Origin of the sequence: Microbispora siamensis, from assembly GCF_016863095.1 — a bacterium.
Classification (GTDB): Bacteria; Actinomycetota; Actinomycetes; order Streptosporangiales; family Streptosporangiaceae; genus Microbispora; species Microbispora siamensis.
In genome coordinates this window covers 14,653-32,493 of the sequence record NZ_BOOF01000076.1, presented here as the reverse complement: position 1 = coordinate 32,493, position 17,841 = coordinate 14,653, and the positions used below count along the sequence as shown (strand labels likewise).

Below are 17,841 nucleotides of genomic sequence, written 5' to 3'. Positions count from 1 at the left end.
GCGGGCCGCGGCCTCGCCGAGGGTGGTGGCCGGCGGGCCGCCGCTCGGGCCGGACGAGGGGCTCGGAGACGGGCTGTCCGGCGGCGTGGGCGACGGTGTGGGAGACGGCGTGGGCGACGGAGAGGTCGGCGTGGTGCTGTTGAGGCCGAGGAAGTTGATCGCGTAGGCGATCATGCCGTTGAGGGGCAGCGAGTGCCCCTGACCGGAGACGCTGACGCCCTCGACCGGCGGCTGGGTGCCGGTGTTGCCATACCGGGTGCGGGTCCACCCCGACGAGGGGCTGTCGGTGGACGCGGGCGTCTGGCTGACGCCGTTGAGGTTGGTCCACTGCTTGATCTCTTCGCCGAAGTTGTTGTAATTCAGCGTCGTGTCGGTGGTGCCGTGCCACAGCTGCATGCGCGGATACGAGCCGCTGTAGCCGGGGTACATCGAGCGGGCCAGGTCACCCCACTGCTGGGCGGTCTTGATGCTCTGCCCGCCGGAGCACTGGCTGTTCCAGGTGGAGCCGTCGGTGGTGGCGAAGCAGCCCGCCGGGACGCCCATGAAGGCCGAGCCCGCCTTGAAGACGTCCGGGTACTCGGCCGCCAGCACGTTGGTCATCATCGCGCCGGAGGAGACGCCGCTGACGTAGACGCGGCCGGGGTCCACGTTGTAGCGCGACTTGGCGTAGTCGACCATCGACATGATGCCGACCGGGTCGCTGCCGCCGCCCCGCTTCAGCGCCTGGGGCGAGTACACGTCGAAGCACTGCCCGCTGCGCGTGGCCTCCGGGAACACGATGATGAACCCGTACTGGTCGGCCGCGGTGACGTAGTCGCGGAAGTAGCCGCCGAACAGCGCCGACGCGGTGCCCGTGCAGTAGTGGACGGCGACCAGCAGCGCGGGCCGGGCGGCCACCCGGTCCGGCACGTAGATGTACATGTTCAGGTTGCTGGGGTTGTTGCCGAAGCTGGTCACCCTGGTCAGCGAGGCCGCGGCGGCCGGTTGGGTGACCAGCAACGTGGTCGCCGCGACCACGGGCATCAGCACGGCGGCCAGTAAGGCCACGATGCGTCGTCTCACGTGAGCTGTCCTTCCTCCGGTTGCGCCGACCGGCCCATCGGACCCGGCGGCATGAATGTTTCCGAAGCGTGCCTAAAACTTTCTGGCGGCTCAAGCCACAGATCATCACGGGATTCGCGACGGCGAAGAGGGGGACGTCAGGAGCACTTCGGCCCGTCAGAGGACCGGCGATTTATGGAAAGTTTCATGGAGACGCTGAAATATTGTCAGATCGCGGAGGCCGCGTCATGCCGCGGTGAGGGCGCGGGCGCGCCGTGAGAACGCCCGGCGGGCGGGCATGGTCTACCGCGTCGGCAGGCGGGGGCGACGACGGGAGCCTGGACATGCTGGAGGTCATCGGCGCGGGACTTCCGCGCACCGGAACGACGTCGACGAAGGCGGCCCTGGAACAGCTCGGCTTCGGGCCCTGCTACCACACCTTCGAGGTCCTGCTCCGCCCGGAGCTCGCCGAGCGGTGGCTGCCGGTCTGTGCGGGCGCGGCGGCCGACTGGGAACGCGTCTTCGAGGGCTTCCGGTCCTGTGTGGACTGGCCCGCCAGCTTCTTCTGGCGGGAGCTGGCACAGGCCTATCCGGAGGCCAAGGTCGTCCTCACGGTCCGCGACCCGCACAGCTGGTACGCCAGCTTCCGGCTGCTGGGCTCGCTCGGCCCGCGCGAACCGATGCGGGAGGACGAGGCGCCCGAGGCCATCCGTCCCGTCGTCGCCGCGATGACGAGCCTCCGGCCGCTCTTCGAGCGGATCGGCGGGTCGGTCTTCGGCGAGACCTGGCGGCCGGGGCACACGCCGGACGAGGAGCGGGCCGTCGCGGCCTACCACCGGCACGTCGCCGCGGTGCTGGCCGCCATTCCCGCCGAGCGGCTCCTGGTCTTCGACGTGCGCGAGGGCTGGGGACCGCTGTGCGCCTTCCTCGGGGTCACCGCTCCCCCGAGCGCCCCGTTCCCGCACCTCAACGACGCCGCGTCGCTCCGGAGGATGTTCGAGCTCATGCACACCGAGGGCCGGGTCCACGTGCCCTTCCCGCGCGGAGGCTGACGGCGCGCCCGGAGGCGGCAGGAGTGGGCGTGTCGCCCGGTTCCGCCGCCCGGGTGGCACTCGCCAGCTCGCCGTCTCGGCGCGACGGGAAGCGGGCGACCGGGCGTACGCCCCGGGCGACACGCCAAGCCTTGACTACCTACTGTGGTGAGTCGATCAACCTCCGGTACGACTTCTGTCGTATCGATCACATGTTTTGCGACGCTAGATCGAACTTATGCCCAATGTCAACGAAAGTAGGTGTTTCAGTACTCATAACACCGGCCCGGTCTCGCGCCGGCACCTGACCGAGCGGTCAGCCGTCAAAGTCAAAGCGCGGTATTGACCGTGCTGTTGCACGGCCGTAACAATGTGGGCGTCTCGCGCTCGACGGCGGTGGCACGCCGACTGAGCCAGGCAGCGTTCGATTCAGTGTTCGACTCAGTGTTCGATCACGACGCGTTCGGCGCACGCGTCCTCACGAGAGGGACGATGCGTGCGGCCGCCCTGGCGACCACTTCCGAGTGCGACCTCCGTGGCCCTGCCCTCGCCGGCTTCGGCGCGGGCGCGTCTTCCCCTCATCGAGCGGCCGGACCGTCACGCTTCCCTGCCGTTGCCGCGGCACGGGTGGCGGCCCGGCCACCCATCTGACGCCCTCCGGCCAAGGAGAAGCATCACGTGAACGGTACCTCCACGAGGACCAGGCTGATGGCGGCGGCAGCGGCCGCCGTTATGACGGGCCTCTTGACCACGCCGTCGATCGCGGCGGCGCAGGAGAGTCCGGCGCCCCCGGAATCCGCCTTCCAGAAGGTGACTCTCAACGACACCCCCGGCGAGCCCATGGATCTCGCCGTCCTGCCCGACGGCCGGGTTCTGCACACCACCCGCGCCGGAACGGTCTGGATGCACGACCCGGCGACCGGCCTCAACACGAAGGCCGGCACCATCGACGTGTACCAGCACGACGAGGAGGGCCTGCAGAGCATCGCGCTCGACCCGAACTTCGGCAAGGGCAACAACTGGGTCTACCTCTACTACTCGCCCCCGCTGAACACCCCCGTCGACGACCCGAAGACGCCCGACGTGAACGAGGGCGACGCCCCCAACCAGGGCACCGCGTCGGACTGGGAGCGCTTCAAGGGCCTGATCCGGCTCTCCCGCTTCGAGTTCACCAAGGGCCGGATCGACCTGGCGAGCGAGCAGAAGATCCTCGACGTCCCGGTCGACCGGGGCATCTGCTGCCACGTCGGCGGCGACATCGTCTTCGACGCCGAGGGCAACCTCTACCTGTCCACGGGCGACGACACCAACCCCTTCGCGTCCGACGGCTACACCCCCATCGACGAGCGGCCGGGCCGCAACCCGGCGTACGACGCGCAGCGCAGCGCCGGCAACACCAACGACCTGCGCGGCAAGATCCTGCGCGTCAAGCCCAAGGACGGCGGCGGCTACACGATCCCCGAGGGCAATCTGTTCAAGCCGGGCACCGCGAAGACCCGGCCTGAGATCTATGCGATGGGGCTGCGCAACCCCTTCCGTATCGAGATCAACAAGGAGAACGGCGACCTCTACGTCGGCGACTACTCTCCGGACGCGAACCGCGCCAGCCCGAACCGCGGGCCGGCCGGCACCGGCAAGTGGACGGTCATCCGCAAGGCGTCCAACTACGGTTGGCCGTACTGCGCGACCGCCAAGCTCCCCTATGTGGACTTCGACTTCGCCACCGGCAAGTCCGGCGCGCCCTTCGACTGTGCGGCCCCGGTGAACGACTCTCCGCACAACACCGGCCTGCGTGAGCTTCCCCCGGTCGAGCAGCCGGACGTGTGGTACACCTACGGCGCGTCCGCCGAGTTCCCCGAGCTCGGCACGGGCGGCATCTCCCCGATGGGCGGCCCCGTCTACCACTACGACAAGAAGGCGACCCAGGGGCGCAGCCCGGTGGCCTGGCCGGAGTACTACGACGGAGTGCCGCTGCTCTACGAGTGGTCGCGTGACTGGGTGAAGGGCATGCGCCTGGACGCGGACGGCAAGCTCGCGAAGATCGAGTCCGTCCTGCCGTCGTTCACCTTCGACAACGCCATGGATATGGAGTTCGGCCCGGACGGCGCGCTCTACGTCCTGGAGTACGGCGACGGCTACTTCTCGCAGAACCCGGACGCGCAGCTGGCCCGCATCGACTACATCGGGGAGAACGGCAACCACTCGCCGGCCCCGAAGGCGTCGGCGAACAAGACCAATGGCAAGGCGCCGCTCACCGTCGCGTTCTCCAGCGAGGGCACCGCGGACGCCGACGGCGACCGGCTCCAGTACGCCTGGGACTTCGACGCCGACGGCAAGGTGGACTCGCGCGAGGCCAACCCGACCTTCACCTACCAGGAGAACGGCGTCTACCGCGCGACGCTGAAGGTGACCGACGTGGGCGGCCCCCAGCGCGGGCGCTCGGCCACGGCCGAGGTCGAGGTCGTGGTCGGGAACCAGGCGCCGGTCGTCGAGTTCGTCAAGCCGGTCGAGGGGCAGCCGTTCCACTTCGGCGACGTCGTGCAGTTCGAGGTCAAGGTGACCGACGACCAGCCGGTGGACTGCTCCCGCGTTCAGGTGACCTACATCCTCGGGCACGACCAGCACGGGCACCCGCAGACGACCGCGAGCGGATGCACCGGCAGCATCACGACCACCGTGCCCTCGGGACACGACCCGGCGAACGACAACCTCTCCGGTGTCTTCGCCGCCACCTACACCGACCCGGGCGCCGACGGGCTGCCGGCGCTGTCCGGCAGTGACGAGGTGGTGCTGAAGCCGGCCGGGTGACGGCAGGCGGCCGGGGCGGGTCCATCCCCGCCGGTGTGAGCGCCGGCGGGGCGGTCCGCCCCGGCTCCCGCTGAAGTCACGCGGGCCGTCACGGCCCGCGATCCGCCGTCCAGCCACAGGGAGGAACCCCGACATGCGTACACAGATAAGAGCGGCGGCGCTCACCGGGAGTCTGCTCGCCGCCATGGCCGTCACGACGAGTGTGGCGGCTCCGCCGGCGACCGCCGAGCAGGCGTCGTGCACCGCTCCCGACGCCAGGCCCACGGTCCGGTTCCTGGACGCCGACAGCGGTGTCCCGAACAGGACCGCCGCGGGAGGCTGCACCGTCAACGACCTCGTCGACGACGAGAAGGCATGGAGCGACCACGGCGCGTTCGTCGCTCATGTCGGCAAGATCACCCGGGCTCTCACCGGCTCCGGGGTGATCAGTGCCCAGGAGCGGGCGACGCTCATGAAAACCGCGGCCCGGTCCGGCATCGGGCGGCCGAACGGCCCGAGCCCATACCGGACGATCTTCGACGGGACGCGGGCGTCCTTCGAGAAATGGGGGTACGTCGGCGGCCGGGGCTTCGCCCTGCGCGACGACGGATCCGTGGTGACCGTGAACTCGCCCGCCGGGGGCGGCCTCGGCCTGCTCTGGTACACGGCGGAGCGGTTCGGCGACTTCTCGCTGCGCCTGAAGTTCCGGGACGAGCGGGCCGGAGACGCTCGCTCCAACAGCGGCGTGTTCGTCCGCTTCCCCGGCGTGGACCCCGCGGCCAACCCCGAGTGCAAGACGAGCGACCCGGCCTGGGTCGCGGTCAACTGCGGCCACGAGATCCAGATCAACGACACCCCGGAAGGCGGCGGTGACGACCCGCGCAAGACGGGATCGGTGTACGGGTTCGCCGACCTCGACCTCGCCCACGCCAGGCCGACCGCCAAGGGCGTGTGGAACGACCTGGAGATCCGAGTGGTCGGACAGCACTACACGGTGATCCGCAACGGCGAGGTGATCAACGAGTTCGACAACGTCCCCGGCATACCGTTCCCCGGGCGTCCGGCGGATCCCGGTACGAGCGGCCGGCAGTTCGAGCGCGGCTACGTCGGGCTGCAGAACCACGACGGCGCCTCGGTCGTCGCGTTCCGCGACATCCGCGTGCGCGACCTCACCGAGACTCGCTGACCGGCGCGCGGCGGCCCCGGGCACACGGCCGAGGCCGCCGCGAACCTGGTGAGGTGGTCAGGGCCGCACCGCGTACACCTTGCGGAGCGTCTCGTGCACCGTCCACACGGTGCGCGCGCCACCGGGCATCAGGACGACGTCGCCCGGGCCCACGTCGAGCACCGGGCCGCCCTCGACCTCGATCGTCGCGCTGCCGCCGAGCACGACGAAGACCTCGTCCGCCTCGGTGTCGGTGCTTACGCCCGGGCCGTGCTGCCAGACGCCGACCGCCAGGTCCGTGCCCGACGCCAGCTCCAGGTGACGGACCTCAGGGGCTCCGGACACGACCTGGGCGGGGTCGAGCGGGTCCGGATCGAGGTCGGCGTCGGCCAGGGCCGCCGCGCGCACCACGCGCGGGGTGCCGGTGAACGATCTGTCGTGTCGGTTCATCGTCGATCAGGTCCCAATCGTCGGAATCGTACGGCGCGAATGCCGGCCGGCCTATTTCCTGCCGGCGAGGGTGTGGGCGACCAGCGCGTTGGCGTGGCCGTGCCCGAGACCGTGTTCGGACTTGAGCCAGCCGACGAGTTCCATGTGCTTGGTCAGGGGCGAGGAGTTGATGAGGTCGATCCATTCCTGGACGGGACGGCCGTACTTCTTCTCGATCGCGGGGAAGTAGCTGGCGGGGCCGTTTGCCGGCGTGGTCATGTCCCGGGTCCTTTCTGCTGCTGGAAGGGTGTCAGGCGAGGGCCGCGTGGATGATATCGGCGCAGGCGGCGACGTCGAGCGCCAGGCCCTGATGGTCGCCGGGGAAGACGAGCGGCTCGACGCCGAGCCGTTCGGCCAGCACCCGGGCCGACATCGCGGGCACGCCGTCGCGCGATGCCGCTCCGACGCCGACGGCGACCGGCACGGGACCGGAGCGCAGCGCGGCGATGTCGGGCTCGAAGCGCAGCACGGGCAGCAGCACGTGGGCCAGGAAGTGGTCGAGGTTGCCCTGGACGCGGCCCATCATCTCCAGCGCCTCGGGCGGCATCTGGGCAGGATCGGGCATCGCGGGAGGAGCGCTGTTCTCCCCGTCGACGGTGGCGATGAACTTACCCATCGCCACGCCCGCGCCCTGGTCGCGGTAGGTGTCGTACACGTCCTGGAACGCCGCCCGCCAGTGCTCGCGGTCGGGCAGCAGTTCGGGGATCGGCGGCTCGTGCACGACCAGGGCGCGCACCCGTTCGGGGTGGCGCACCGCCAGGTCAAGGGCGGTGAGCGCGCCGCCGCTGTTGCCCAGCACGTGGGCAGGCTCGTCGCCCAGTGCGGCCAGCAGGCGGTAGGCGTCCTCGCTGAAGACCCTGACGTCCTGGTCGATGGGCGGTCCCGTCAGGGTGCTGCGGGACAGGCCGCGCTGGTCGTAGGTGACGACGGTGTAGCGGTCGGACAGGGTCGCGGCGAGCCCGGCCAGCGCCCCGGCGTCGGCGGGCGCGCCGGGGATCATCAGCAGCAGCGGTCCCGTTCCCCGGACCTCGTAGTGCAGGCGCGCGCCGGGAACGTGCAGCGTCCTGGTCTCGACGCCGTCCAGCGAGACGAACGGCCCGGCGACGACCTTCCGCGTGGTCATGCGTTCACTCCTCGGATGACACCAGGTGGATCGGCCGAACGGCCGAACGAGCAGCAAGCTTGTCTTTTACAAGCGTGCTTTGTCAACTGAAGTTCGCGGTAGGATCTGCAGCATGGCGGCTCGTGAGTACGGACAGTTCTGCGGCCTGGCCCGTGCGATGGAAATGGTCGGCGAACGCTGGACCCTGCTGATCGTCCGCGACCTGCTGTCGGGACCCCTGCGCTACACGGACCTGCACAAGGGCCTGCGTTCCATCCCGACCAACATCCTCTCGGCCCGCCTCAGACAACTCGAAGAGGCGGGCCTGGTCCTCCGCCGCGCGCTGCCGCACCCCGAGCGCGCGGTCGTCTACGAGCTCACCGACTACGGACGTGAGCTCGAACCGGCACTGATCGCGCTGGGCCGCTGGGGTGCCAAGACCATGACCGAGCCCCGTGCCGGCGAGGTCGTCACCCCCGAGTCGGTCGCCATGGCCTTCCGCACCACCTACCGCCCGGAAGCAGCCCGGGAAATGACCGTCGGCTACGAGGTCCGCATGGGCGACTTCACCCTCCGCCTACAGATCACCGACGGGGCACTGACGGTCGGCATCGGCCCGCACCCCGCCCCGGACCTCGTCGTCGAGAGGCTGAACGACCGAGGGATCCACGCCCTGATGACCGGCGCCACGACTCCCGGCCAAGCACTCGCCGACGGCAGCGTACGAGTGCAGGGTGATCCCGCGCTTCTCCACCGATTCGTCGAGACGTTCCGCTTCTGACCCGGACGGCATCGCGCGAAGACGGTCCCCCGGACATCACAGGAAGGGGGCGCTGTATCGGCCGTTCTTCACACGGTCGTAGATCGCACGCAGCCACGGCTCACGAACCTCCGGCAGCCGTGCCAGCGTGTCGAGGAACACATCCCAGTCAGGCCGGAACGGGCGAAACGGCAGCAGCGGTGGAAGAGAGTCGCGGCAGGCGTCGCCGGCCCGCCCGCGCGAAACGGCGATGAGTCGCCGATCGTCATGGAAGGCCAGATACGTCCACACCTCTGCGCTCAGCGGCACCGGCACCCCCGCACCGTATGGCCACGCCTCACCCGTCTGCGGATGCCGCGGGACCAGGACGATGTCCGAGGTCGCGGCGGGCAGCCCCGGCCCCGCCAGGGACAGGCTCCTCATCGGTGGCCCCGGCGGAAGCAGCACGTCGAGCCCCGGACGGAACACGTCGGCGACGGCGCCGGCGGGCACGGCCACCCGCGCACCGCCGGACGCCACCAGGAGACGGGCCAGCGCCGCCGCGACCGCGGCCTCCCACACCGGGCTCCACGCCCCGATCGGCTCGATCGCCGGAATTTCCGCCTCTTCGTCGCGCAGTTCCCCCCAGGCGAGCACTCGACGCTCGGGCCCGGCGACGCCGACGGCGCGAACCGCCCGCGGATCCAGCCACACCACATGCCAGTACGAGCAGTCGTCGACCCGGGTCGCCACTTCTCGTCCGCACTGCTCACAGGCCAGGTTCGGGCCGTTCCTGCCATCCAGGCCGCAGCAGAGGCCGTCACACCGCTGGGGAATCAGAACGGTCCCGCGGACGTCGCCCGGCGAGACCGCGATCGCTCCCGATGGCCCGTACGACAGGGAGTACAGCGGCGCGTACACGCCCCGGCCCTCGGCTTCCCGCTCATCGATCTCCTCCCAGGGCCGCCAGGGCCATCCGGAAGGCTCCGGGTCCACGGCGTACGTCCCCGATTCCATGAGAGCGGGAAGCAGTTCATGGCCGTACGTCTGGTGGGCGTGGTCGGGAAGCGCGACCCGCACCACGGGCGAGGTCAGCACGGCTTCGCAACCCGCACACGCGAACACCGGCACATACCCTCCCGAACCGACGCCGACGATCCCGGTTCGAATTGAACCGGGCGAGGAGCGTCCGGCACCAGTGCGGGCGGGGAACCGGCTAATCCGCGGTGACGGCGGCGTCGAGGGGTGACGCCGGGACGGTCAGGACGGTGGCGACCAGGGCGGCCAGCGCCAGCGACGCGACGCCGATCACCGCGAGGGACGCGCCGAGTCCTCCGGTCAACGCGGTAAGGGCGCTGACGAGCAACGGGGAAAGGAACTCGCCGAGGAACAAAGCGGCGGTCCACAGCCCGGTGCCGCGGCCCCGCCGCGCGAACGGCAGCCCGCCGACCGCCCACGTGAGCAGGGTCGGCAGCAGCAGCCCGGTGGCGAACCCGGTGAGCACGGCACCCGCGACGATCACGGGCACGGACCCGGTAGCGAAGATCAGCAGCAGCCCGAGCCCGGACAGCGCGAACTCCGCGACGAGCAGCGCCCGCGCGCCGCGGCCCGCGGCCTTGGCGAACAGGCCTGCCCCGACGGCGGTCGCCAGGGACATCAGCGCGGTGACGCCGCCGATGGCGGCGGTGTCGGCGACCTCCGCCCCGTCCAGCACGTACGACAGTTGCACAATCAGCGTGTAGAAGACGACTCCTCCGCCGACCGTCACCAGGGAGGGCAGGGCGAGGGCGCGCCAGGGCCAGGGCTGCCGGTCCTCGTGGCGGGAGGCGGCGGGCTGCCACAGCAGGAACGCCATGGGGATCGCGGTGAGCGCGGCGGCGGCGTACATCCAGAAGGGCGTGCGCCAGCCTCCGGCGCCGAGCAGGCCGCCGAGCGCGAAGAAGACGGTCGCGGCGACGGTGGTGGCGAGGGTCTGCATGCCGAGGTAGCGGGCCCGGCGGGGCCCGGACCAGTAGTCGGCGATCAGGGTGGTGCAGCAGGTCATGATGGCCGCCTCGCACACGCCGACGAGCACCCGGCTGACCAGGATGGCCTGGAGCGAGTCCAGGTAGAGCGGCGCGGTGCCGAAGACCGAGTAGGCGACCATGGCGACGATCAGCAGCCGCTTGCGGTCGAACCGGTCCGCGATGGCGCCGGCGAAGGGCGCCCCCAGCGCGACGAACAGCGCGGGAACGGTCAGGACGACCGGGACCAGGACGGCGGCGCCCGGCGTGGCGGCGAAGTGCTCGCTCATGCGGGGCAGGACCGGGGAGAGCAGGACGGCCCCGAGCACGGGCATGCAGCTCCCGACGAGCAGCACGATGAGCTGGGGCAGACCCGCCCGCGTGGCGGAGACCGATTGGGACATGCGGGGCCTCGCTGGATGTCGCGGGGAAGTGGGTGGCATCACTGTCAGACATCCGGCGCGGTGCGCGGAAGACGGAAAGTGCCGATGGTCGTCATCCATCCGGTGGATGGCCCGGCAGCGCGGGCAGGTCGGCGCCCACCCGGGCGGCGGTCTCGCGCAGCCAGATGTGGGCGGCGTCGTGCGTGTGGACGGGGTGCCACCACAGGGCCTCCTGCAGCGGCACGGCCGGGAACGGGCAGGGCAGCGCGCGGACCGGGGCGAGGTCGCGCAGCAGGCCGGCCAGGCGCCGCTGGATCAGTGCGATCCTGCGGGTGCCCGCCACCAGGCTCGGCAGGAGCTGGAAGCTGTGCACGGACACGTCCACGTGCGGTTCCAGCCCGAGCATGGACAACTGACGGGCCACCGGGGCGTCGAACGGCCGCTGGTAGACCACCCACGGCAGCCGGGCCAGGTCGTCCATCGTGAGCCGCTCCCCTACGTCCGGGTTGTCGGCGGAGACCAGGCAGACCCACTCGTCGCGGTACAGCTCCACCGCCGGGAAGTCGCTGATCACGCCGTGTGGCATCAGCATCCCGTCCACCCCGCCGAGGGTGGAGTCGGCGTTCTCCACGATGCCGGGCGACGCGGGGAGGAAGTGCAGCCGTACGCCGGGCGCCTCGGCGTGCAGGACGCGGGCGAGTTCCGCGCCGAAGACGGCGATCGCGTAGTCGGAGGACAGCAGGGTGAACTCGTGCCGCTCGGTTGCCGGGTTGAAGTCCGCGCGGCTGGTGAACAGCCGCTCCAGCATCGCGTAGGCGTTCGCGGCGGGAGCGCGCAGGGCGGTGCCGAGGGGCGTCAGCTCGTAGCGGTTGCCCTGCCTGACCAGCAGTTCGTCGCCGAAGTGGCGGCGGAGCCTGGCCAGGGCGGCGCTCGTCGCGGGCTGGCTCAGCCCGATCCGCGCGCCCGCCCGGGTCACGTTGCGCTCCTCCAGCAGGGCGCACAGGGCGACCAGGAGGTTGAGGTCGAGCCTCTCGAGGTTCACGGCGCCCTCACTATCCATTGCATGGATTGACCAGATCTAAAGAATCGATTTCCCAAATCATTCCGTCAGGTCCAAGGTTAAGGGCACCGCACCGGGAGGAAACCTCGTGGAAGCATCCCCGCCCCTTGCCGGCCCGTTCGCGCTCGGCACCTTCTCCGCCCGCGCCTTTTCCGGCAGCGCGGCCTTCCCCGGCCTGATCATCGGCGATCACGTCCTGGACCTGCGCACCGTCCCCGCGCTCGCGACGTACGGCAGCACGCGGGCGCTGCTGGAGCGCTGGGACGAGGTCCTGCCGCTGCTTCGGCAGGCGGCACAGACGCCCGGAGAACGGCTGCCGCTGGCGGACCAGCGGGTGCACGCGCCGGTCGAGCCCCGGCAGATCTTGCAGTCCGGCGCCAACTACCGCACCCATGTGATCGACCTGGCGGTGGCGCACGAGCCCGAGGGCGGCCGACCCGCCGAACAGGTGCGGGCCGAGACCGCCGCGATGATGGACCGCCGCGCGGCCGAGGACCAGCCGTACGTGTTCATCGGCCTGCCCTCCTCGGTGACCGGCCCGTACGACGACGTGGTCATCCCGGCCTGGTGCACCAAGCCCGACTGGGAGCTGGAGCTGGCGGCGGTGATCGGCCGCCCGGCCTTCCGGGTGCCCTCCGAGCACGCCCTGGAGCACGTCGCCGCGTACACGATCGCCAACGACGTCACCGCCCGCGAGGTGGTGTTCCGCCGCGACATGCCGGAGATCGGCACCGACTGGCTGCGGGCGAAGAACGCCCCGACGTTCACCCCGCTCGGGCCCTACCTGGTGCCGGCCGCCTTCGTCGGCGACCCCGGGAACCTGCGGGTGACGCTCCGGCTCAACGGGAAGGTCATGCAGGACGAGACCACCAAGGACATGATCTTCGACGTGGCGCGGCTGGTGTCGTACGCCTCGCAGACCGTCGAACTGCTGCCCGGCGACCTGGTGCTGACCGGCAGCCCGGCCGGCAACGGCATGCACTGGGGCCGGCTGCTGCGGCCGGGCGACGTGATGGAGGGCACGATCACCGGGCTGGGCGTCCAGCGCAACCGCTGTGTGAGCGAGGCGGCATGACACCGGAGAACGCGATCGCCGACGCCGCGGCGAAACACTCCAACTGGGGCCGCTGGGGTTCCGACGACGTGCTCGGCACGGTCAACTTCATCGACGAGGCCAAGCGCCGGGAGGGCGCGGCGTGCGCCCGCACGGGCGTGTCGTTCTCGCTGGCCCAGCGGTTCGACATGAACGGCCCGCAGAAGGGCTGGCGGCGCCGCACCAACCCGGTGCACACGATGCTGGACACCGGGGTGGACGCGGTCCACGGCGACCAGGGGTTCCCGCACGGATTCGGCGGCGCGGACGACGTCATCGCGATGCCCCTGCAGTGCTCCACCCAGTGGGACGGCCTCGGCCACATCTTCGACCACGGCAGGGCCTGGAACGGCCGGCCCGCCGACCGGGTCGTCACCAGCGAGGGCGACCAGGTCACCGGCATCGAGCACATGGCCGCGCCGGTCGCCGGCCGCGGCGTGCTGCTCGACGTGGGGCGCGTGATCGGCGGCGGGGAACTGCCGGACGGATTCGCGATCACCGAGGAGCACCTGAACGCCACGGCCGCGGCGCACGGCGTCACGGTCGGCCGCGGCGACATCGTGTGCGTACGGACCGGGCAGCTGACCAGGGCAAGGAGGGAGGGCTGGGGCGACTACGCCGGCGGCCCTGCCCCCGGCCTGTCGTTCTGGAGCGCCGGCTGGCTGCACCGCACCGAGATCGCGGCCATCGCCACCGACACGTGGGGCTTCGAGGTGCGCCCCAACGAGTTCGAGGGCGCCTTCCAGCCGCTGCACCAGGTGGCCATCCCGCACATCGGCCTGCTCGTCGGCGAGATGTGGGACCTGGACGCGCTCGCCGACCACTGCGCCGACGACGGCGTGTACGAGTTCTTCCTCGCCGCCGCCCCGCTCCCGATCACGGGCGCGGTCGGCTCCCCCGTCAACCCCCTCGCGATCAAGTGAGTCCCTCATGCCAGCAGTAGGCAACGTCCTCATCGTCGGCGGCGGCACCGCCGGATCGGCCCTGGCGATCCTGCTCGCCCGTGCCGGGGTCGCCGTGGACATCGCGGAGATCCAGCCCGCGACCACCGCGCTCGGCTCGGGCATCACCCTGCAGGGCAACGCGCTGCGGGTGCTGCGCGACCTCGGGGTGTGGGAGCGGATCGTCGCCGCGGGCTTCCCGTTCGACTCGCTCGGGCTGCGCGCCCCCGACGGCACGCTGCTCGCGGAGATCCCCGACGCGCGCACCGGCGGTCCCGGCCTGCCCGCCACGCTCGGCATGAACCGCCCCGAACTGGCCGCCGTCCTCGCCGACGCCGTACGCGAGGCCGGGGCGCGGACCAGGTTCGGGGTGACCGCCGAGGCGCTGACCGACACCGGCGACCAGGTGGAGGTGCGGCTGTCCGACGGCACCACCGGCGCGTACGACCTGGTGATGGGAGCCGACGGCATCCGCTCGGCGGTGCGCGCCCTGATCGGAATCGACGTCGCCCCGCGGCCGACCGGCATGGGCATCTGGCGCGTCCACACCCGCCGCCCCGCCGGGGTCGAGCGCACCGACCTGATCTACGGCGGCCCCTGCTTCATCGCCGGATACTGCCCGACCGGCCAGGACACGATGTACGCCTACCTGGTGGAGAAGGCCAGGCCCAGGGAGGCGGTCGGCGACAAGGTCGCGCACATGCGGGAGCTCGCCGAGGGATACGGCGGGGCCTGGACCGAGATCCGCGAGGACATCACCGACCCGGACCGCATCAACTACACCTGGTTCGAGTCGCTGCTGGTGGACCGCCCGTGGAACCGCGGCCGCGTCGTGCTCGTCGGCGACGCCGCGCACGCCTGCCCGCCCACCCTCGCCCAGGGGGCGGCGCAGTGCCTGGAGGACGCCGCCGTCCTGGCCGAATTGCTGCTGGCCGCCGACCGGCTCGACCAGTCGCTGTTCGACGCGTTCATGGACCGCCGTCACGAACGGGTGAAGGCCGTGGTCGAGGCGTCCGTGCAGCTGGCCGACTGGCAGCTGAACCCCGTGCCGGACGCGGACCTGCCCGGGCTGATGGCCCGGATGAGCGCGCTCGTGACGGAGCGGCCGTGATCACGGTCGACGCGCACGCGCACGTGCTGCTGCCGGAGATCGAGCAGGCCGTCGCCGGGCGGCCCGGCCACGCGGAGCACCGGGAACTGGACGCGCGCCGCAACGGCCCCGAGTCCCTGGAGGTCTCCGGGCGCATGATCTCCGAGCGTCTCGCGAGGCTCACCCGGGTGCCGGCACGGCTGGCCGACATGGACCGCGCCGGGGTGGACGTGCAGATCGTGAGCCCGTCCCCGTCGCACTACCACTACTGGGCGGACCCAGGTCTGGCGCGTACGGTGTGGCGGCTGGCGAACGAGCACACCGCCGCGCACTGCGCGCAGGCCCCGGGGCGGCTGCACGGCCTCGGCCTGGTCCCGCTCCAGCATCCCGGACTCATGGTGGAGGCGCTGGACCACGCGCTCGGCCTCGGTCTGAAGGGCGTGGAGATCTCCTCCCACGCACCCGGCCTCGAGCTGTCCGACCCGGCGTACGAGCCGTTCTGGGCGCACGCGGCGGCGACCGGCGCGGTCGTCTTCCTCCACCCGTTCGGCTGCACGCTGGACGAGCGGCTCGACCATTGGTATCTGTCCAACATCGTCGGCCAGCCGGTGGAGAACGCCGTCGCGCTGTCCCATCTGATCTTCTCCGGTGTGCTCGACCGGCATCCGGACCTGAGGCTGCTGGCCGCGCACGGCGGCGGCTACCTGCCCACGTACGTGGGCCGGGCCGACCACGGCTGGCGCGTACGGCCCGAGGCGCGGGGCTGCGCGGAGCCGCCCAGCGCCTACCTGCGGCGGATCTGGTTCGACTCCCTCGTCTACGAGCCCGCGGCGCTGCGCGCCCTGGTCGAGGCGGCCGGGATCTCGCAGGTCGTGCTCGGCTCCGACCATCCCTTCGACATGGGCGTCGAGGACCCGCTCGACCGGCTGCGCGGCGCACTGCCGGACGCCGGGGACCTCGACGCCGTCCGCGGCGGCAACGCCCTCCACCTGTTCGATATCAAGGACATCGCATGAAACTGATCACCCATCTGCGGCACGTGGATCTCGCCGTGCCCGACTACGACACGCAGCGGGAGTTCTACTCCGGCGTCTGGGGGCTGACCGAGGTCGCGAACGACTCCGGCGTCAGCTTCCTGGCCGCCGAGGGCTCGCCCGAGCAGTACGTCGTCCGGTTGCGCAGGTCCGAGGAGAAGCGGCTCGACCTGGTCTCCTTCGGCGCCGCCACCCCCGCCGACGTGGACGCCCTGGCCGCGCGGCTGGGCGCGGCGGGGGTCACGCTCGTCAGCGAGCCGGGCCCGCTCGCCACTCCCGGCGGCGGCTACGGCTTCCGCTTCTTCGACCTCGACGGCCGCACGATCGAGGTCTCCGCCGACGTCGCCGTACGGGCCCACCGCAGGCTGGAGCCCAAGGAGTCGGTCCCCGTACGGCTGTCGCACGTCGTGCTGAACTCCCCCGACATCGACGCCACCCGCGTCTGGTACGAGACCCACCTGGGATTCGCGCTGTCCGACACGCTGGCCCACCCCCGCATGGGACAGGTCATGCACTTCATGCGGTGCAACCCCCAGCACCACAGCATGGCCATCGCCCGCGGCCCGCACGCCTCCCTGCACCACATCAGCTTCGAGATGCGCGGCCTGGACGAGTACATGTACGGCACCGGCCGCCTGCTGCGCGCCGGAGTCCGGGTGATCTGGGGGCCCGGCCGGCACCTGGCGGGCGACAACACCTTCTCCTACTTCCTCGACCCCCATGGCAACACCATCGAGTACACGACCGAGCTGGAGGAGCTGGACGAGGACGCCTGGCACCCCCACGTCTACGACTTCTCGCAGCCCGAGGTCACCGACCAGTGGGGCACCGCCAACCCGATGAACGAGCTGGTGGCCAAGGAGTCCTTCAACGACGTCGACCGCGGCGTCTTCGTCGCACCGCCGGTCTGACGGGGGTGGTCTGATGCGAATCGCCACCTTCACCCACCGGGGGCGCGTGCTTTCGGGCATCGTGGAGGACAGGTCGGTCCGGCCGCTGCCTGAGGGGGTGGGCTTGCTCGACCTTCTCACGGACGACCGGCTCCACGAGGCGCCGGATCTCACGGGAGACGCGATCCCGCTGGACGACGTGCGCCTCCACGCGCCGTTCCCGCCGCCCACCGTGCGGGACTTCGTCGCGTTCGAGGAGCACGTCGAGGGCGTGCGCAGGAGCGTGGACGGCGGCAGCGGGGTGCCCGACGCGTGGTACGACGCCCCCGCGTTCTACTTCACCAATCCCTACGCCGTCGTCGGCCCGTACGACGACGTGCCGCTGCCGCCCGGCTGCCGGGCGTTCGACTTCGAGCTGGAGGTCGCCGCCGTGATCGGCCGCGAGGGCCGCGACCTCACTCCGGAGTCGGCCCGCGACCACATCGCCGGCTATCTGATCATGAACGACTGGTCGGCTCGCGACCTGCAGGGCCGTGAGATGCGGGTCAACCTGGGCCCGGCCAAGGGCAAGGACACCGCGACCACCCTCGGCCCGTGGCTGGTCACCGCCGACGAGCTGGAGCCGTACCGGGACGGCGACGGGTTCCTGCGCCTGGCGCTCACCGCGTCGGTGAACGGCGCCGAGGTCGGTCGCGACCTGCTGTCGAACATGAGCTGGCCGTTCGAGGACCTCGTCGCCTACGCCTCGCGCGGCACCTGGGTGCGCCCCGGCGACGTGCTCGGCTCGGGCACCTGCGGCAACGGCGGATGCCTCGCCGAGCTGTGGGGCCTGCGGGGACGCCAGGACCCGCCCCCGCTGCGGCCTGGCGACGTGGTCGAGCTGACCGTCGAGGGCATCGGCGCCGTACGCAACACCGTCGTCGCCGGCGCCGACCCGCTGCCCATCCCCCGGGCCCGCGTGCGGCCCCGGAACCGTCCCTGAGAGGAGCTTCG

At 71.4% G+C, this 17,841-nt stretch carries 17 protein-coding genes; 10 read left to right on the top strand and 7 right to left on the bottom strand.

What is annotated here, in order from left to right; genetic code table 11:
- The coding region (locus Msi02_RS41015; protein ID WP_239109288.1) for an extracellular catalytic domain type 1 short-chain-length polyhydroxyalkanoate depolymerase at nucleotides 1–1,062 on the bottom strand (1,062 nt) is incomplete at its 3' end.
- Nucleotides 1,063–1,385: 323 nt separating this feature from the next.
- On the opposite strand from Msi02_RS41015, the gene Msi02_RS41010 reads away from it, so the two are divergent.
- The 3 genes from Msi02_RS41010 to Msi02_RS41000 all read left to right on the top strand — a co-directional run bounded on the left by Msi02_RS41010 (nucleotide 1,386) and on the right by Msi02_RS41000 (nucleotide 6,045).
- Entirely contained in the window at nucleotides 1,386–2,093 is a 708-nt protein-coding gene (locus Msi02_RS41010; protein WP_239109285.1) for a sulfotransferase family protein, read from the top strand.
- Between the two features lie 657 nt (nucleotides 2,094–2,750).
- On the top strand, nucleotides 2,751–4,880 hold the full coding sequence (locus Msi02_RS41005; protein WP_204053117.1) for a PQQ-dependent sugar dehydrogenase: 2,130 nt from the start codon (nucleotides 2,751–2,753) through the stop codon (nucleotides 4,878–4,880).
- Between the two features lie 133 nt (nucleotides 4,881–5,013).
- A complete protein-coding gene (locus Msi02_RS41000) occupies nucleotides 5,014–6,045 on the top strand; it encodes a 3-keto-disaccharide hydrolase (protein WP_204053116.1) in 1,032 nt (343 codons plus the stop codon).
- A gap of 57 nt (nucleotides 6,046–6,102) precedes the next feature.
- On the opposite strand, the gene Msi02_RS40995 is transcribed toward Msi02_RS41000, so the two are convergent.
- The 3 genes from Msi02_RS40995 to Msi02_RS40985 are packed head-to-tail and all read right to left on the bottom strand — an operon-like array spanning nucleotide 6,103 to nucleotide 7,636.
- A complete protein-coding gene (locus tag Msi02_RS40995) occupies nucleotides 6,103–6,474 on the bottom strand; it encodes a cupin domain-containing protein (RefSeq protein ID WP_079319624.1) in 372 nt (123 codons plus the stop codon).
- Nucleotides 6,475–6,525: 51 nt separating this feature from the next.
- Nucleotides 6,526–6,732, bottom strand: coding sequence for a DUF4287 domain-containing protein (locus tag Msi02_RS40990; protein ID WP_204053115.1), 207 nt, complete (start codon nucleotides 6,730–6,732; stop codon nucleotides 6,526–6,528).
- Between the two features lie 31 nt (nucleotides 6,733–6,763).
- Entirely contained in the window at nucleotides 6,764–7,636 is an 873-nt protein-coding gene (locus Msi02_RS40985; protein ID WP_204053114.1) for an alpha/beta hydrolase, read from the bottom strand.
- Between the two features lie 112 nt (nucleotides 7,637–7,748).
- Here Msi02_RS40985 and Msi02_RS40980 point away from each other — a divergent pair, with 112 nt between their 5' ends.
- A complete protein-coding gene (locus Msi02_RS40980) occupies nucleotides 7,749–8,396 on the top strand; it encodes a winged helix-turn-helix transcriptional regulator (RefSeq protein ID WP_239109283.1) in 648 nt (215 codons plus the stop codon).
- 36 nt (nucleotides 8,397–8,432) lie between these two features.
- Here Msi02_RS40980 and Msi02_RS40975 read toward each other — a convergent pair whose 3' ends face one another.
- From Msi02_RS40975 to Msi02_RS40965, 3 genes are all read right to left on the bottom strand, one after another.
- Nucleotides 8,433–9,452: a hypothetical protein gene (locus Msi02_RS40975; RefSeq protein ID WP_239109282.1), complete on the bottom strand. Its 1,020-nt coding sequence runs from the start codon at nucleotides 9,450–9,452 to the stop codon at nucleotides 8,433–8,435.
- Nucleotides 9,453–9,570: 118 nt separating this feature from the next.
- Nucleotides 9,571–10,761 carry an MFS transporter gene (locus Msi02_RS40970; RefSeq protein WP_204053112.1) on the bottom strand — a complete coding sequence of 397 codons (1,191 nt, stop codon included), beginning with the start codon at nucleotides 10,759–10,761 and terminating at the stop codon, nucleotides 9,571–9,573.
- A 91-nt stretch (nucleotides 10,762–10,852) separates the two neighbouring features.
- Nucleotides 10,853–11,782: a LysR family transcriptional regulator gene (locus Msi02_RS40965; RefSeq protein ID WP_204053111.1), complete on the bottom strand. Its 930-nt coding sequence runs from the start codon at nucleotides 11,780–11,782 to the stop codon at nucleotides 10,853–10,855.
- A gap of 106 nt (nucleotides 11,783–11,888) precedes the next feature.
- Here Msi02_RS40965 and Msi02_RS40960 point away from each other — a divergent pair, with 106 nt between their 5' ends.
- The 6 genes from Msi02_RS40960 to Msi02_RS40935 are packed head-to-tail and all read left to right on the top strand — an operon-like array spanning nucleotide 11,889 to nucleotide 17,830.
- Nucleotides 11,889–12,875, top strand: a complete 987-nt coding sequence (locus tag Msi02_RS40960) for a fumarylacetoacetate hydrolase family protein (protein ID WP_204053110.1) — start codon at nucleotides 11,889–11,891, stop codon at nucleotides 12,873–12,875.
- Nucleotides 12,872–13,816: a cyclase family protein gene (locus Msi02_RS40955; protein WP_204053109.1), complete on the top strand. Its 945-nt coding sequence runs from the start codon at nucleotides 12,872–12,874 to the stop codon at nucleotides 13,814–13,816. Before Msi02_RS40960 ends, Msi02_RS40955 begins: the two co-directional genes overlap by 4 nt.
- A 7-nt stretch (nucleotides 13,817–13,823) precedes the next feature.
- A complete protein-coding gene (locus tag Msi02_RS40950) occupies nucleotides 13,824–14,945 on the top strand; it encodes an FAD-dependent monooxygenase (RefSeq protein ID WP_204053108.1) in 1,122 nt (373 codons plus the stop codon).
- Nucleotides 14,942–15,940 carry an amidohydrolase family protein gene (locus Msi02_RS40945; protein ID WP_239109280.1) on the top strand — a complete coding sequence of 333 codons (999 nt, stop codon included), beginning with the start codon at nucleotides 14,942–14,944 and terminating at the stop codon, nucleotides 15,938–15,940. The genes Msi02_RS40950 and Msi02_RS40945 overlap by 4 nt, the downstream gene beginning before the upstream one ends.
- Complete coding sequence (locus Msi02_RS40940; protein ID WP_204053107.1) at nucleotides 15,937–16,869, top strand: VOC family protein; 933 nt, start codon at nucleotides 15,937–15,939, stop codon at nucleotides 16,867–16,869. Before Msi02_RS40945 ends, Msi02_RS40940 begins: the two co-directional genes overlap by 4 nt.
- Before the next feature lie 13 nt (nucleotides 16,870–16,882).
- The gene (locus Msi02_RS40935; RefSeq protein WP_204053106.1) at nucleotides 16,883–17,830 is read left to right on the top strand and encodes a fumarylacetoacetate hydrolase family protein; all 948 of its coding nucleotides are present in this window, start codon (nucleotides 16,883–16,885) and stop codon (nucleotides 17,828–17,830) included.
- Nucleotides 17,831–17,841 lie beyond the last annotated feature (11 nt).